Here is a 15,290-nt window from a genome sequence, read left to right as displayed (position 1 = left end):
GTCTCCCTGGGCGCTCAGTCCCCCTGGAACTGGGGCTTCTGCTTGGCGGCAAAGGCGCGGTAGGCACGCTCGAAGTCGCGGGTCTGCATGCAGATCGCCTGGGCCTGGGCTTCGGCCTCGATGGCCTGCTCCAGGCTCATCGACCACTCCTGGTTGAGCTGGGTCTTGGTGATGCCGTGGGCGAAGGTTGGGCCGCTGGCCAAGCGGGTGGCGTAGGCGATGGCCTCGGCCTCGAGCGTCTCTACCTCCACCAGGCGGTTGTAGAAACCCCATTGATGGCCTTCTTCGGCGCTCATGCTGCGCCCGCTGTAGAGCAGGTCGGCGGCGCGGCCCTGACCGATGATGCGCGGTAGCATGGCGCAGGCCCCCATGTCGCAGCCGGCCAGGCCCACCCTGGTGAAGAGGAAGGCGGTGCTGGCACGGGGCGTGGCAAAGCGGATGTCCGAGGCCATGGCGATGATCGCGCCGGCACCGACGCAGACACCGTCCACGGCGCTGATCACCGGTTTTCCGCAGTGGATCATTGCCTTGACCAGATCGCCGGTCATGCGGGTGAATTCGAGCAGGCCCTTCATGTCGCGCCCGACCAGCGGGGCGATGATCTCGTGAACGTCGCCGCCGGAGCAGAAGTTGCCGCCGTTGGGAGCGAACACCACGGCTTTCACATCTTCGGCATAGACCAGGTCGCGAAAGGTGTCGCGCAGCTCGGCGTAGCTGTCGAAGGTGAGCGGGTTCTTGCGCTCGGGGCGGTCGAGGCGAATCACTGCCACCTCGCCCTCCATGCGCCACAGGAAATGCCTGGGCGTCAGGTCGGCCAGTTTCATCGTTGTGCTCCCGTGTCGGCCGGCAAGCCGTGCAGCAGCTCGCCGATGTGGTGGGCGTCCTCGGCGTCGACGCCAGCCAGCAGTTCGTCGACCCAGCCCTCATGGGCCTTTGCCATGACGCTGAAGGCGTCGCGCCCGGCGGGGGTGAGGCGCACCCGGGTAGCGCGGCGGTCGCCCTCGATGGCAATGCGCTCGACCAGGCCGTCGTCGGCCAGGCGGTCGACGATGCCGGTGACGTTGCCGTTGGAGACGCGCAGTCGCTTGGAGAGTTCGTTCATCTTGAGCCCCTCGCGTTCGCGGAACAGCGCCGCCATGACGTCGAAGCGCGGCAGGGTGGAGTCGAACTCGAGGCGCAGCTTCTCGCGCAGCGCCGCCTCGACCTGGCGGGTCACCCGCAGCATGCGCAGCCACAGGCGCAGGCGCTCCTTGCTCAGGGTTTCCGCTTTCAGCGGTGGGGCCGTCATGTCTCACCTCCCGAGATGGAGATCGCCTGGCCGTGGATGGCGCCGCTATGCGGGCCGCACAGCCACAGTGCGGTGGCGGTGACCTCGGCGGGCTGGACGAGCCGGCCGCGGGGATTGGTCGATTGCAGGTGGGCACGGGCCTGCTCGGGGCTCTGGCCGGTCTTGGCCACGATGGTGGCGATGCTCTCCTCCAGCAGCGGGGTCTCGGTGAAGCCGGGACACAGCGCATTGACGGTGATGTCGCGCCCCGCCACCTCCTGGGCCAGGGCGCGCACCAGGCCCACCACGCCGTGCTTGGCGGCGCAGTAGGGCGCCACGTAGGCATAGCCCTTGAGCCCGGCGGTGGAGGCCACGGCGATCAGCCGGCCGCCCTCGCGCAGGTGTTTCAGGCCCTCGCGCAGGGTCAGGAACGCGCCGGTCAGGTTGACCTCCAGCATGCGCTGCCACTGCTCGAGGCCGGTCCTGGCCAGCGGTGCACTCTCGGCGGTCCCGGCGTTGGCGATCACGATGTCGACCTCGCCCAGGCGCTCGAACAGGGCGACCATATCGGTTTCCCGGGTGACGTCGGCGATCACGAATGTGATGGCCGGGTGGCGTCCGGCCGTCGCCTCCAGCGACTCGCGGCGCCGTCCGGTGATGGTCACCTCGGCGCCGGTCTCGGCGAAGGCCAGCGCCATGTCGGCGCCGATGCCGCTGCCGCCGCCGGTGATCACCACGCGCTTGCCGTCGAGGGGATGCATGGTCGTGCTCATGGTCATACCCACCCCTCGCCGCGCTCGGCCAGGCGCTGCAGCTGGTCACGCCCGGCACGGTAGGGGGCCGGCCAGTCGCATTCGCGGTCCTGAATGCCCGCGGCGGCGTGCAGCGTCCAGTAGGGATCGGCCAGGTGCGGGCGGGCCAGGCACACCAGGTCGGCGCGACCGGCCATCAGGATCGAGTTGACGTGGTCGGCCTGGTAGATGTTGCCCACCGCCATGGTGGCCATGCCGGTCTCGTTGCGGATGCGGTCCGAGAAGGGGGTCTGGAACATGCGCCCGTAGACAGGTCGCGCCCGGGTCGAGGTCTGCCCGGCGGAGACGTCGACGATGTCGACCTCGGCGGTCTGGAGCAGGCGGGCGATCTCGACGGCTTCGTCAGGCGTCACCCCCTCGTCGCCGACCCAGTCGTTGGCCGAGATACGCACCGAGAGCGGCTTGTGCGCGGGCCACACCTGGCGCACCGCGCGAATCACCTCCAGCGGATAGCGCATGCGGTTCGTCAGCGAGCCGCCGTATTCGTCGTCGCGGCGGTTGGTCAGCGGCGTGATGAACGAGGAGAGCAGGTAGCCGTGGGCGGCATGCACCTCGAGCATGTCGAAGCCGGCGCGCTCGGCCATCTGCGCGGCGGCGATGAATTCGTCGCGCACCCGGTCCATGTCGGCACGCGTCATGGCCCTGGGCACCTGGTTGCGTGGCGACCAGGGCACGGCGGAGGCCGCCAGAATCGGCCAGTTGCCCTCGGCGAGCGGCGCGTCCATCTCCTGCCAGCCGAGCTGGGTCGAGCCCTTGGGCCCGGAGTGGCCGATCTGGGCGCACAGCCTGGCCGGCGTCTCGGCGTGGACGAAGTCGCACAGGCGCTTCCACGCCGCCTCGTGCTCGGGGGCGTAGAGCCCCGGGCAGCCCGGCGTGATGCGCCCCTCCGGCGAGACGCAGGTCATCTCGGTATAGACCAGCCCGGCGCCGCCCTTGGCGCGCTCGGCGTAGTGCACGAAGTGCCAGTCGGTGGGGCTGCCGTCCACCGCCTTGTACTGGGCCATGGGCGAGACCACCACGCGATTGACGAGCTGCATGTCGCGCAGTCGGTAGGGGGCGAACATCGGCGCCCGCGCGCTGCCCTCGTTGCCGGCCTGGGCCTGGAACCAGCGCTCGGCGCTCTCGAGCCATGCCGGATCGCGCAGGCGCAGGTTCTCGTGGCTGATGCGCTGGGAGCGGGTCAGCAGCGAATAGTTGAACTGCACCGGGTCGAGGTCCAGGTAGCGCTCGACCTGCTCGAACCACTCGGTGGAGTTGCGCGCCGCCGACTGCAGCCGCAGCACCTCGAGGCGGCGCTCCTCCTCGTAGCGGGCGAAGGCGCTGGCCATGTCGGGCTCGCTGTGCAGGTAATCGGCCAGCGCGATGGCGCTCTCCAGTGCCAGCTTGGTGCCCGAGCCGATGGAGAAGTGCGCGGTGGCGGCGGCGTCGCCCATCAGCACCACGTTGTCGAAGCTCCAGCGCGCGCACAGCACCCGGGGGAAATTGATCCACGCCGAGCCACGAATGTGGTGGGCGTTGCTCATCAGCGCATGACCGCCGAGGTGCCGGGCGAAGATCCGCTCGCAGGTGGCGATCGACTCCTCCTTGCTCATCTCGCCGAAGCCGAAGGCGCGCCAGGTGGGCTCGCTGCACTCGACGATGAAGGTCGCGGTGTCGGCATCGAACTGGTAGGCATGGGCCCACACCCAGCCGTGCTCGGTCTTCTCGAAGATGAAGGTGAAGGCGTCGTCGAAGGTCTGGTGGGTGCCGAGCCAGACGAACTTGCAGGCGCGCACCTCGATGTCGGGTTCGAAATGCTCGGCGTAGCGCTGGCGAGTGCGCGAATTGAGGCCGTCGGCGGCCAGCACCAGGTCGAATTCGCGGCGCAGCTCGTCGATGCGCTCTTCGGGCACGTCGGTCTCGAAGCGCAGCTCGACGCCAAGCTCGCGGGCGCGCTGCTGCAGCAGGAGCAGCAGCCGGTGGCGACCGATGCCGCAGAAGCCGTGGCCGGTGGAGACGGTGCGCACGCCGTCGTGGATCACGGCGATGTCGTCCCAGTAAGCGAAGTGCTCGCGGATGCGTGCGGCGCTCTCGGCGTCGTTGGCGGCGAGGTTGTCCAGGGTCTCATCGGAGAGCACCACGCCCCAGCCGAAGGTGTCGTCGGGGCGGTTGCGCTCGATTACCACGATCTCGTGGGAGGGATCGCGGCGCTTCATGCTGATGGCGAAGTAGAGGCCGGCGGGGCCTCCGCCGAGGCAGGCGATTCTCATGATGGGGCGGCCGTATCGTTGTTGTACTTGATTGCAGGCTAGACCCGAAAAGCAGATAGTTCAAGCTTAAAATTTCAAGCTTGAAACTTATTGGTGTGAGCGAAATTTTCGCCCGCCCAAGGATTGACAGGCAGGTTGGCAACGGCGAGTCTGAGGCTTCGAGCTCGGTGGGTCCGACGAGCGGAACCGGCTGCATTAGGGAAGGAGGCTCACGATGCTGGAACAGTGCAAGACGGCCAGGGAGCGCTGGGGTGGCGTGCATCAGCTGATCGACCGATGGCTGGATGAACGTCGCGATTTGCTAGTCAGCTTCCTCGAGCTCAAGGAGGCCTGCGATACCGAGCTGGAGGCCGTGAGCAAGCCGCAGATCGATCGCTTCAGCGAGCTGCTGATGGACTACATCAGCGCCGGCCATTTCGAGATCTACCCGCAGCTGCGCGAGGAGGCCAACGCCTTCGAGGACCATGAAGCCCTGGAGATCGCCGGCAAGCTGCTCGAGCGGCTGGAGCTCTCCACCGAGCTGGTCCTGGCCTTCGATGCCGACTACTCGACCCCGGTACGCTGCCAGCACTTCCTGCCTCGCTTGCCCGCCTGGCTCGACCGTCTGGCCAAGGGACTGACCGAGCGCTTCGCCCTGGAAGACCAGCTGATCGCACGTCTTCACGCGGCGCATACGCCCAAGGCGGAAGCCCAGACCGAGTAACCGCCTGACTGACAGGCCGATTCTTTCAGGCGCCGCTCCGACTCGTATCGGAGCGGCGCCGTTGCGTCTGGTGTCCGTTCTCTCGACGATAGGGCTCACGCCTCGGCGGGTTTGGCCGCTTCGCGCCTCGGGCGACGCTGCCACAGCACCAGCATGCAGGGGGTGAGCAGCAGCGTCAGTCCGGTGGCGAACACCAGTCCGCCGGCAATGGCGCTGGAGAGCTGGGTCCACCACTGGGTCGAGGGGGCGCCGATGCCCAGGCTCGGGGCGAACAGGTTGACGTTGATCTCCAGTACCATCGGCATCAGGCCCAGCACGGTGGTGATGGCGGTGAGCAGCACCGGGCGCAGGCGCAGGCCGCCTGCGCCCAGCGCCGCCTCATACGGGGCCAGCCCCGCCTGGCGAAGCTCGTTGTAGGTGTCGATCAGCACGATGTTGTTGTTCACCACGATCCCGGCCAGGGCGATGATGCCCATGCCTACCATGACGATGCCGAACGGTTGGCCGTTGATCAGCAAGCCCATCAGTACCCCGGCGGTGGAGAAGACGATGGCCGACAGCACCAGCAGGGCCTGGTAGAGGCTGTTGAACTGCGTGACGAGGATCAGCAGCATCAGCGCGATCGCCACCAGGAAGGCCGTGATCAGGAAGCGGCTGGCCTGCTCCTGGTCTTCCTGTTCGCCGGCCACGTTGACGCGCACGCCCTCCGGTGGCGGGCCCAGGCTCTCCAGCAGGGTGCGCAGCCGCTCGTCGGGCTGGAACCCCTCGGCCACGTCGGCTTCCAGGGTGATCGCGCGCTGGCCGTCGATGCGGTGCAGGGTATCGACCTTGGGCGCCGGCTCCAGGCTGGCGAAATGGGAGATCGGCACCTGGCCGCGCGGCGTGTTGAGGGTCAGCCGCTCGAGCTGGTCCAGGCTGCGCCAGCTCTCGGGCAGGCGCACGCGAATGTCGACCTCGTCGCGGGCGTAAGCGGGGCGGTAGGTGGCCACCTGCAGGCCCGTGGTGACCAGCTGCACGGCGCTGCCCACCGCGGCGACGTCGGCGCCCATGCGGGCGGCAGCGGCGCGGTCCACGTTGAGCCGCCATTCGATGCCGGGCAGGCTGCGGTTGTCCTCGATGTCACGAAAGCCGCCCAGCCGCTCCATCTGCGCGCGGATCGCCTCCACCGCCGCCTCGCCGGCGGCCTCCTGCTGGGCACTGATCTCGAGCACGATGGGCTTGCCCGCACCGGGCCCCATGTCCTGTTCGCGGAACTCGAGCACCACCCCGGGCAGGTCGTCGGTGCGCTCGGCCATCTCGTTCATGATCGTTCGCGCCGGTCGCCGCTGCTGCCAGTCGATCAGCTGGAACTGCACCACGCCGATCACGTCACCGCCGATCTGCTCGTTGGCCACCCCATAGGAACGGGCGTAGAGCGCCTGCACCTCGCTCATGCCGGCCAGGCGCGCCTCGACCCGGCGCACGATGGCGTCCTTCTCTGCGGTGGAAAAGTCGCCGCGGGCGCGGATCACCACCTGGGCGCTATCCGGTTCGACCGCGGGGAAGAACTCCACGCCATGGTTGAAGCGGCCGTAGCCGACGAAGATCAGCGCCATCAGCAGCAGGGCGATCGCCAGCGTCGTGCCGGGGTGGGCCAGCAGCCGGGCGAGGATGGCGCGGTAGAGCCGGCCGCCGGCGGTGACCAGTTCCTCGCTGCGCTGGGGGCGGGCGGTACGGGTGCTGAATACCCCGCCGAGGGTGGGCAGGAAGATCAGGGCCATGGCCAGCGAGGCGAGCAGGCACAGGATCACCGTGGCCGGCAGGTACTTCATGAACTCGCCCACCACGCCGGGCCAGAACAGCAGCGGAAAGAATACGGCGAGGGTGGTGGCGGTGGCGGCAATCACCGGCCAGCTCATGCGGGTCGCCGCGTTGACCCAGGCCTGGTGCGGCGGCTGGCCCTCGCGCAGGTGGCGGTCGGCGAGTTCGCTGACCACGATGGCGCCGTCCACCAGCATGCCGGCGACTAGAATGAGGGCGAACAACACCACGATGTTGAGGGTGTAGCCGATCGCCCAGATCAGCAGGATACCGGTGAGGAAGGCGCCGGGAATGGTCAGGCCCACCATCAGCGCCGAACGCACCCCCATCGCCGCGAGGATCACGATCAGCACCAGGGCCACGGCGGTCAGCACGTTGTTGAGCAGCTCCGAGAGCATCTGCTCGACGGTCACCGACTGATCCATGATGGTGGTGATGGAGAGCTCCTCGGGCAGCAGCGGGGCGGCCTCGGCGAAGATGTCGCGCACCCCCTCGATGGTGGCGATCAGGTTGGCCCCGGCGCGCTTGGAGATCTCCAGGACCAGGGCCGGTTCGTCGTCGATGCGGGCGTAACCCTCGGGATCCTTGAAGGTGGGGTGGATCCAGCCCACGTCGGCGAAGGTCACCACGCGGTCGCCGTCCACCTTGACCGGCATCTCGAAGATGTCTTCCAGGGTCTCGATCACGCCGGGCACCTTCACCGGGCTGCGCCCGGCGCCGGTATCGAGGCTGCCGGCGGCGACCAGCCGGTTGTTGCGCGTGATCAGGTTGAACAGGTCGGTGAAGTCGACGCCGTAGCTGTCGAGCACCAGCGGGTCGACGACGATCTCCATCAGCTCTTCGCTCTCGCCGCCGATCTCGACCTCGAGCACTTCCGGCAGTCCCTCGATGGCATCCTGCAACTGGCGGGCGATGGCCAGCCGGCGGGTCTCCTCGATGGGGCCGGAGAGGCCCAGCGTCAGCACCGGGAAGAGCCCCACGTTGACCTCCACCACGCGCGGTTCGTCGGCCTCCTCGGGAAGCTCGGCGTTGGCGATGTCGACGCGTTCGCGCACGTCGGCCAGCGCCTGGCGCGCGTCGAAACCGGCGTCGAACTCCAGCGTGATCGCGGCGTGCCCCTCGCTGGCCTGGGCGGTCATCTTGCGCACCCCCTCGATGGTGCGCAGCTCCTGCTCCATGGGCCGCACCAGCAGCCGCTCGCCGTCCTCCGGGCTCACGCCTTCGAGCGATAGCGAGACGTAGATCATCGGGATGGGGACGTCGGGGTTGGCCTCCTTGGGCACCGCCTGCCAGGCGGCGAGCCCGGACAGCAGCAGAGCGAGCAGCAGCAGCAGGGTGGTGCGCGAACGGTCCAGCGCGGCCTCGATCAGGGTGCGCATGTCAGAGCGGCTCCTCGGACGATGTGCCGTTCGAGTTGGGCTCGGGAACCGCGATGACGCGATCGCCGGGCGCGACGAAGCCGCCGCCGAGGGTGATCAGCCGGATCGTCTCGGGCAGCCCGGTGACGCGGGCCGCCGTGGCGTCGGCGCCGACCAGGCCGACGGGCGTGCTCACCACGCGATCGTCGTCGTCCAGGTGCTTGATCCGCAGCCGACCCTCTTCGTCCAGTTCGAGCAGGGCGGGGGAGAAGCGGTGCACCTCGCGCTCGGGCAGGGTGATCGCCAGGGTCGCGCTGGCGCCGGCCAGGCGCCGACGCTCGGGGTTGTCGAACTCGGCCTCGACGTAGAAGGAGCGCGTGGACTCGTCGGCGCGGCTGGCCACGTGGGTCAACTCCCCGCTCAAGCGGCTGCCGTCCAGCAGCCTGGCCTCGGCGGGCAGGCCGGGGCGCAGGTCCTGGGCATCGCGCTGGGCGACCCAGGCGCTGGCCGTCAGGCGCCGGTCGTCGACCAGGCGGGCGTAGGCCTCGCCGACCTGCAGCACTTCGCCGAGCTCGACGTGGAGACGGTCGAGCACGCCGTCGAAGGGAGCCGTCGGGCGGGTCTCGTCGAGCGCTTGGCGCAGCTCCGCCACGTCCGCCGCCGCCACGCTGACGCTGCTCTGCAGGCGCAGCAGCTCGGGCCTGGAAATCAGGTTGCGCTGGCGCAGGTCATTGGCCCCGGCAAGCTCGGCCCGGGCCAGTTCGAGCTGAGCCTCGGCGCGCTCCAGCTGCGCCTCGAGGGCGTCGCGTGACAGCACCAGCAGGGGCGTGCCGGCGTCCACTGCCGTGCCCTGGGCCACCGGCAGCTCGGCCACCCGCCCGGCATGGCGGCTGCGCAGCTCGACCTCGCGGAAGGCTTCCAGTTGCCCCTGGACCACTCGCCGCGGCTGGTAGGAGGCGGCTTCGCTGACCCGGTATTCGACCCGGGGCAGGCTCTCAGTCTGTGGAGCCTCGGCGGGAGGCGCCTGCTGCTGGAAGCGCTGGAAGTCGCCGAGCACCAGCCACAGCAAGAGGGCCAGCAGCACCAGGGCGGCCAGCAGCGCGGAATTGGGGGGGCGTCTGAGCATAGAGCCTTCCGTGGGTAAATGCCTGCATTAGCATATTTCGGCACCGCATGATAGCGCATGTGCCGAAGGGTATCAGTCGCCTCGCCCGGACAGCGCGCCGGGTGTTCCCTAACCAGAGGTCGGATTGAGTTTTGTGCACTGCAGGCATACCATCTTGGCGGTCCCGATTCCGGCCAGGGTGGGCAGAGCCCGCGCGGCTCATCTTCATTCCCTCATGGCGGCTCAACCGAAGGAGCAACAAGTGAAAGATCCCGTACGTATTGCCATTACCGGCGGTGCCGGCCAGATCAGCTACTCCCTCATCTTCCGTATCGCGGCAGGCGATATGCTGGGCCCCGATCAGCCCGTCATCCTCCAGCTGCTCGAGATCCCGCAGGCCATGGATGCGCTGAACGGCGTGGTGATGGAGGTGAACGACTGCGCCTTCCCGCTGGTGCAGGACATCGTTGCCACCGACGACCCCAACGTCGCCTTCAAGGACGCCGACTTCGCCCTGCTGGTGGGTGCGCGTCCGCGCGGCCCGGGCATGGAGCGCAAGGACCTGCTGGAAGCCAACGCGGCGATCTTCTCCGTGCAGGGCAAGGCGCTCAACGACAACGCCAGCCGTAACGTGCGCGTGCTGGTGGTGGGCAACCCGGCCAACACCAATGCGCTGATCGCTTCCTGCAACGCGCCGGACCTCAGCCCGCGTCAGTTCACCGCGATGACACGCCTCGACCACAACCGCGCCCTGACCCAGCTGGCGCAGAAGACCGGCAAGCGCGTCACCGACGTCGAGAGCATGATCATCTGGGGCAACCACAGCGCCACCCAGTACCCCGACCTGGCCCACACCAAGGTGGCCGGCAAGCCGGCCTTCGAGCTGGTCGAGCGCGACTGGTACGAGAACGACTTCATCCCCACCGTGCAGCAGCGCGGCGCGGCGATCATCAAGGCGCGTGGCGCCTCTTCCGCCGCTTCCGCCGCCTCATCCGCCATCGACCACATGCGCGACTGGGCGCTGGGCACCGACCAGGTGGTGAGCATGGCGATCCCGTCCGACGGCAGCTACGGCATCGCCGAGGGCATCATCTACTCCTATCCGGTGCGCTGCCAGAACGGCGACTACGAGATCGTCCAGGGGCTCGAGATCGACGAGTTCAGCCGTGCCAAGATGCAGGCCACCGAGAACGAGCTGCGTGAAGAGCGCGCCGCGGTCGAGCATCTGCTGGGCTAAGCGTGTAAGAAAGAAGTAAGAGCCAAGAAAAACCCCGAAGGTCTCAGGCCTTCGGGGTTTTTGTCTTTCGTCTTCGCTCTTCCAGGCGCGAAGCGCCGTTCTTACGACTCATGAACTGGCGAAGCCGTTCAGTCGCGTAGGCTCATGATGCGCCAGCCGCGCTTTTCGGCTTCTTCGCGCAGGGTGGCGTCGGGGTCCACCGCCACCGGGTGCTCCACCAGTTCCAGCAGCGGCAGGTCGTTGTGCGAGTCGCTGTAGAACCAGGCGTCGTCGAGGGTCAGGTCCTTGTCCGCCAGCCACTCCTCCAGGCGCTTCACCTTGCCTTCGCGGTAGCTCGGCGTGCCGCTCACCTGGCCGGTGTAGCGGCCATCGCGGACTTCCGGTTCCACGGCGATCAGGTGGTCGACGCCCAGCCGCTCGGCAATCGGGCCGGTGATGAAGCGGTTGGTGGCGGTGACGATCAGCAGGGTGTCGCCACGGCTGCGGTGGCGTGCCAGCAGTTCCTCGCCCTTGGGCAGGATGCTGGGCTCGATCTTGCTGGCCATGAACTGCTGGTGCCAGGCGGCGAGCTGCTCGGGGCTGTTGTCGGCCAGCGGCCTGAGCGCCACGGCCAGGAAGGCATGGATGTCCAGCGTACCCGCCTCGTAGTCGGCCATGAAGCGGTCGTTGGCTTCACGATAGGCCTCGGCATCCACGGCGCCCTGTTCGAGCAGGAACTCGCCCCAGGCATGGTCACTGTCGATGGAGAGCAGGGTGTTGTCCAGATCGAAGATGGCCAGACTCACGGCTTACCCCTTGCGATGTGGTGAGTTGTCGTAACGTCATGCTGCATTGCGTGAAAGCTGGCGATTATGTCAGACAACGCCTTGCGCTGCTAAGCCCCGCCGCACTTTTTCTCGTACCGTCGATGCCTGCTCGGCGCTTCCCCGCTGATCGTTGTATTGATGCGCTTTGCGCCCTTGTGGAAGAATGCTCTTAATGACGTATTTCACAAGGTGACGTCCGTGATCGACGCTGACGGCTTTCGCCCCAACGTTGGCATCATCATTGCCAACGCCAGGGGGCAACTGCTTTGGGCGCGTCGGGTTGGACAGAATGCGTGGCAGTTTCCCCAGGGAGGCATCAAGTCAACCGAGACACCGCAGCAGGCGCTCTATCGTGAGCTGGAGGAGGAAATCGGCCTGACCGCCGATGACGTCGAGCTACTGGCCTGTACCCGGGGATGGCTGCGCTATCGCCTGCCGCGACGCATGGTGCGCATGAACTCCAGGCCGGTCTGTATCGGCCAGAAGCAGAAGTGGTTCCTGCTGCGCATTCGCTGCCAGGAGAACCGCATCTGCGTGGATGGCTCGGAAAAGCCCGAGTTCGATAACTGGCGCTGGGTCAGCTACTGGTATCCGCTGGGCCAGGTGGTGCCCTTCAAGCGCGAGGTGTATCGCCGCGCGTTGAGCGAGCTTTCGCCGCGCGCGCAGCGGCTGGCGCTCGAAGGTCGCTGATCGAAGGGTCCCCGAGAAGGGAACTGGGTGGACACGACACGAGGGGCTTACGCAGGGCCCCGCCGTGAGGGCCGTTCCCTTCAAGTGCCGCTGCGCGGTCCTGATTCCTCAGCCAGGCGAGGTAAGACAACAATGGAAAGCAAGACGCCGATGCTGGAGGTGCTGCGCCGGGTCATCCAGGAGGTCAACAGCGCCCGCAACCTCGATGCGGCGCTGGCGACCATGGTCCGGCGCATTCGCAAGGCCATGCATACCGACGTGTGCTCCTTCTACCTCTTTGACAAGGAGACCCAGGAGCTCGTGCTGATGGAGACCATCGGTCTGCACAGCCAGGCGGTGGGGCACGTGAGCCTGCGAGTGGGGGAGGGGCTGGTCGGCCTGGTGGCCGAGCGCGAGGAGCCGCTCAACCTCGAGGATGCCCCCTCGCACCCGCGCTTCCGCTACTTCGAGGCCACCGGCGAGGAGCGCTACTCCAGTTTTCTCGGCGTGCCGATCATCCACCAGCGCCGCATGCTCGGCGTACTGGTCGTGCAGCAGGGGGAGAAGCGGCGCTACGACGAGGAGGACGAGGCCTTCCTCATCACCATGGGCGCGCAGCTCGCCGGCGTGCTGGCGCATGCCCTGGCCACCGGCAGCCTCAGCCGGCCCGCCCTGCCGGGCGGCCAGGCGCTGTTCACCGGGGTCGCCGCGTCGCCCGGCATGGCCATCGGCGAAGTGGTGGTGGTGGCGCCGCTGGCCGACCTGGATAGCGTACCCGACCTGATTCCGACCGACGTCGAATACGAGATCGTGCGCCTCAAGGAGGCCATCGAGCGCGTGCGCGAGGAGATTCGCGCGGCGGGCGAGCGCCTGGCCAACCGCATTTCGGCCCAGGAGCTGGCGCTGTTCGAGGTCTACCAGCAGATGCTCAGCGAGGCGGCGCTCTCCCAGGAGGTGGAGAAGCGCATTCGCGAGGGCCAGTGGGCGCCGGGGGCCCTGGCCGACGTGGTGCGCCGCCACGTGCAGTACCTCGAGCGGGTCGACGACGACTACCTGCGCGAGCGGGCCGCCGACGTGCGTGACCTGGGTCGGCGAGTGCTCGCCCACCTGCAGGAAGAGACACCGCAGGTGCCCGATACCTTCCCCGAGAGCACCATCCTGGTGGGCGATGAGATCAGCGTTGCCACGCTGGGCGAGGTGCCGCGGGAGCGGCTCGCCGGGCTGGTGTCGGTGCGCGGCTCGAGCACTTCCCACGTGGCGATCGTCGCGCGGGCCATGGGGGTGCCCACCGTGCTGGGCATGGTCGACCTGCCGCTGCCGCGCCTCTCCGGCGCCGAGGTGGTGCTCGACGGCCACCGCGGCCGGCTGTTCGTGCGGCCCTCGGACGAGCTCAAGACCCGCTACGAGAGCCTGATTGCCGAAGAGGCGGCGCTGGTCGAAGTGCTCGAGCACGAGCAGGACCTGCCCAGCGAGACCCCGGATGGCCACGTCATGCCGCTGATGGTCAATACCGGGCTGGCCATCGACACCACGGTGTCGCTCAGGAAGCGCATCAGCGGGGTGGGGCTGTACCGCACCGAAGTGCCGTTCATGATCGCCGAGCGCTTTCCCAGCGAGCAGGAACAGGCGCGCCTCTACCGCGACCAGCTGGAGAGCTTCGCGCCGTTGCCGGTGGTGATGCGCACCCTCGACATCGGCGGCGACAAGGACCTGCCCTACTTTCCCATCGACGAGGCCAATCCCTTCCTCGGCTGGCGCGGCATCCGTGTCACCCTCGATCACCCCGAAGTGCTGATGGTGCAGCTGCGCGCCATGCTGCGTGCCGCCCAAGGCCTCGACAACATGCAGATCCTGCTGCCCATGGTCACCAACGTCGACGAGGTCGACGATGCGCTGCGCCTGCTCGACCGCGCCATACGCGAACTGGCCGAGGAGGGCATCGTCTCGCCGCGGCCCAAGGTCGGCGTGATGCTGGAGGTGCCGGCGACGCTCTATCAGCTCGACGCCCTGGCCGAACGCGCCGACTTCTTCTCTGTGGGCAGCAACGACCTGACCCAGTACCTGCTGGCGGTGGACCGCAACAACCCTCGCGTGGCGAGCCTCTACGACGCCTGCCATCCGGCCGTGCTGAGCGCCATGGCGCGCCTGGCCGAGGAGTCGGCGCGGCTGAAGAAACCGATCTCGGTGTGCGGCGAGCTGGCCGGGGATCCGGCCGGGGCGCTGCTGCTGATGGGCATGGGCTTCGACTCGCTCTCCATGAACGCCCCCAGCCTGCCACGGGTCAGGGCGGCGATACGCCGGGTCTCCCTCGATGCCGCCAAGGTCCTGGTGAGCGAGATCCTGGCGTTGAACACGCCGGCGGCGGTGCGCAGCCACCTGTTCACCCGGCTGAGCGAGTGGCAGCTGGCCCACCTGCTGCCGCCGCGGGACTGAACGCCGTCCCATGTGCCTCATCGCCTTCGACTTCCGGCCGGAAGCGCCCGTGCCGCTGCGGCTGATCGCCAACCGTGACGAATTCCACCAGCGCCCGACGGCTGCGCTGGGAGCCTGGCAGGACGCGCCCGACATCGTCGGCGGTCGCGACCTCGAGGCCGGCGGCAGCTGGCTGGCGGTGCATCGCCGTGGTCGCGTGGCCGCGGTCACCAACGTGCGCGACCCGGAGCTTCGGGTGGCGGCAAACGCCCCGAGCCGGGGTCGATTGGTGCGCGAGGCGCTGGAGTGCGCCGACCTGCCCGGGTGGCTGGCCAGGCTGGCCGAAGGCGATGGCTGGCGCTATGCCGGCTTCAACCTGCTGGCCGGCGATGGCCACCGACTCTGGCACCTTCACCGCAGCCGCGAGCGGCTGATGCTGGCGGAGGTGACGCCCGGCGTCCATGGCCTCTCGAATGCCAGCCTCGACACCCCCTGGCCCAAGCTGATCGCGGCCCGGCAGGGGCTGGCGACGGCGCTGCGACGGCGCTGGCCGGAGGATGCCCTGAGCGCGCTGTCCGACAGCTGCCCGGCCGACGACCATCACCTGCCCGACACCGGCGTAGGCCTGGAGCTGGAGCGCCGGCTGTCGCCGGCCTTCATCGTCGGCGAACAGTACGGCACCCGCGCCACGACCTGGCTGGAGTGGAGCGACGAGGCGGGCGTCATCGTCCTGGAAGAGCACCGCTACGGTCCCGCAGGCACTCCGTTGGGCGTGACGCGGGAGAGAATTTCGCTACAGCGCGAGCACTTGCGTGCCTCGGCCTGCCATGACAGCCGGGGGCCGTCGGCGTAAACTCACAGCCACATTGCCT

Annotated in this window: 12 protein-coding genes; 5 read left to right on the top strand and 7 right to left on the bottom strand. The window is 68.3% G+C overall.

All coding sequences use genetic code 11. From position 1 onward, the window contains the following. Positions 1-14: 14 nt before the first annotated feature. The 4 genes from I4484_RS15195 to I4484_RS15180 are packed head-to-tail and all read right to left on the bottom strand — an operon-like array spanning position 15 to position 4,328. Positions 15-824 (bottom strand): enoyl-CoA hydratase family protein, encoded by an 810-nt coding sequence (locus I4484_RS15195; protein ID WP_197448076.1) that lies wholly within the window; start codon positions 822-824, stop codon positions 15-17. Then, the gene (locus tag I4484_RS15190) at positions 821-1,288 is read right to left on the bottom strand and encodes a MarR family winged helix-turn-helix transcriptional regulator (protein ID WP_197448075.1); all 468 of its coding nucleotides are present in this window, start codon (positions 1,286-1,288) and stop codon (positions 821-823) included. The genes I4484_RS15195 and I4484_RS15190 overlap by 4 nt, the downstream gene beginning before the upstream one ends. Continuing rightward, complete coding sequence (locus tag I4484_RS15185; RefSeq protein WP_234283734.1) at positions 1,285-2,046, bottom strand: SDR family NAD(P)-dependent oxidoreductase; 762 nt, start codon at positions 2,044-2,046, stop codon at positions 1,285-1,287. Before I4484_RS15185 ends, I4484_RS15190 begins: the two co-directional genes overlap by 4 nt. Beyond that, entirely contained in the window at positions 2,043-4,328 is a 2,286-nt protein-coding gene (locus tag I4484_RS15180; protein WP_197448074.1) for a bifunctional salicylyl-CoA 5-hydroxylase/oxidoreductase, read from the bottom strand. The genes I4484_RS15185 and I4484_RS15180 overlap by 4 nt, the downstream gene beginning before the upstream one ends. Positions 4,329-4,542: 214 nt before the next feature. On the opposite strand from I4484_RS15180, the gene rsd reads away from it, so the two are divergent. After that, the gene (gene rsd, locus I4484_RS15175) at positions 4,543-5,031 is read left to right on the top strand and encodes a sigma D regulator (protein WP_197448073.1); all 489 of its coding nucleotides are present in this window, start codon (positions 4,543-4,545) and stop codon (positions 5,029-5,031) included. A gap of 95 nt (positions 5,032-5,126) precedes the next feature. Here the strand turns inward: rsd and I4484_RS15170 are convergent, their stop codons facing one another. Both I4484_RS15170 and I4484_RS15165 read right to left on the bottom strand, forming a co-directional pair. Then, positions 5,127-8,210: an efflux RND transporter permease subunit gene (locus tag I4484_RS15170; RefSeq protein ID WP_197448072.1), complete on the bottom strand. Its 3,084-nt coding sequence runs from the start codon at positions 8,208-8,210 to the stop codon at positions 5,127-5,129. Position 8,211: 1 nt separating this feature from the next. Further along, positions 8,212-9,315, bottom strand: coding sequence for an efflux RND transporter periplasmic adaptor subunit (locus I4484_RS15165; RefSeq protein ID WP_197448071.1), 1,104 nt, complete (start codon positions 9,313-9,315; stop codon positions 8,212-8,214). A 241-nt stretch (positions 9,316-9,556) separates the two neighbouring features. Here I4484_RS15165 and I4484_RS15160 point away from each other — a divergent pair, with 241 nt between their 5' ends. After that, positions 9,557-10,531, top strand: a complete 975-nt coding sequence (locus tag I4484_RS15160; RefSeq protein ID WP_197448070.1) for a malate dehydrogenase — start codon at positions 9,557-9,559, stop codon at positions 10,529-10,531. Between the two features lie 128 nt (positions 10,532-10,659). On the opposite strand, the gene I4484_RS15155 is transcribed toward I4484_RS15160, so the two are convergent. Then, entirely contained in the window at positions 10,660-11,316 is a 657-nt protein-coding gene (locus tag I4484_RS15155) for an HAD family phosphatase (RefSeq protein WP_197448069.1), read from the bottom strand. A 219-nt stretch (positions 11,317-11,535) separates the two neighbouring features. On the opposite strand from I4484_RS15155, the gene I4484_RS15150 reads away from it, so the two are divergent. From I4484_RS15150 to I4484_RS15140, 3 genes are all read left to right on the top strand, one after another. Next, positions 11,536-12,027: an RNA pyrophosphohydrolase gene (locus I4484_RS15150; protein WP_197448068.1), complete on the top strand. Its 492-nt coding sequence runs from the start codon at positions 11,536-11,538 to the stop codon at positions 12,025-12,027. Positions 12,028-12,177: 150 nt separating this feature from the next. Further along, entirely contained in the window at positions 12,178-14,439 is a 2,262-nt protein-coding gene (gene ptsP / locus I4484_RS15145) for a phosphoenolpyruvate--protein phosphotransferase (RefSeq protein ID WP_197451069.1), read from the top strand. A gap of 10 nt (positions 14,440-14,449) precedes the next feature. Continuing rightward, the gene (locus I4484_RS15140; RefSeq protein WP_197448067.1) at positions 14,450-15,271 is read left to right on the top strand and encodes an NRDE family protein; all 822 of its coding nucleotides are present in this window, start codon (positions 14,450-14,452) and stop codon (positions 15,269-15,271) included. Positions 15,272-15,290: the final 19 nt, after the last annotated feature.

The sequence above is a fragment of the Halomonas sp. SS10-MC5 genome, assembly GCF_015992245.1.
GTDB classification, from domain to species: Bacteria; Pseudomonadota; Gammaproteobacteria; order Pseudomonadales; family Halomonadaceae; genus Halomonas; species Halomonas sulfidoxydans.
The sequence above is the reverse complement of the archived record's forward strand: the minus strand, read 5'-3'. Positions and strand labels throughout refer to the sequence as shown.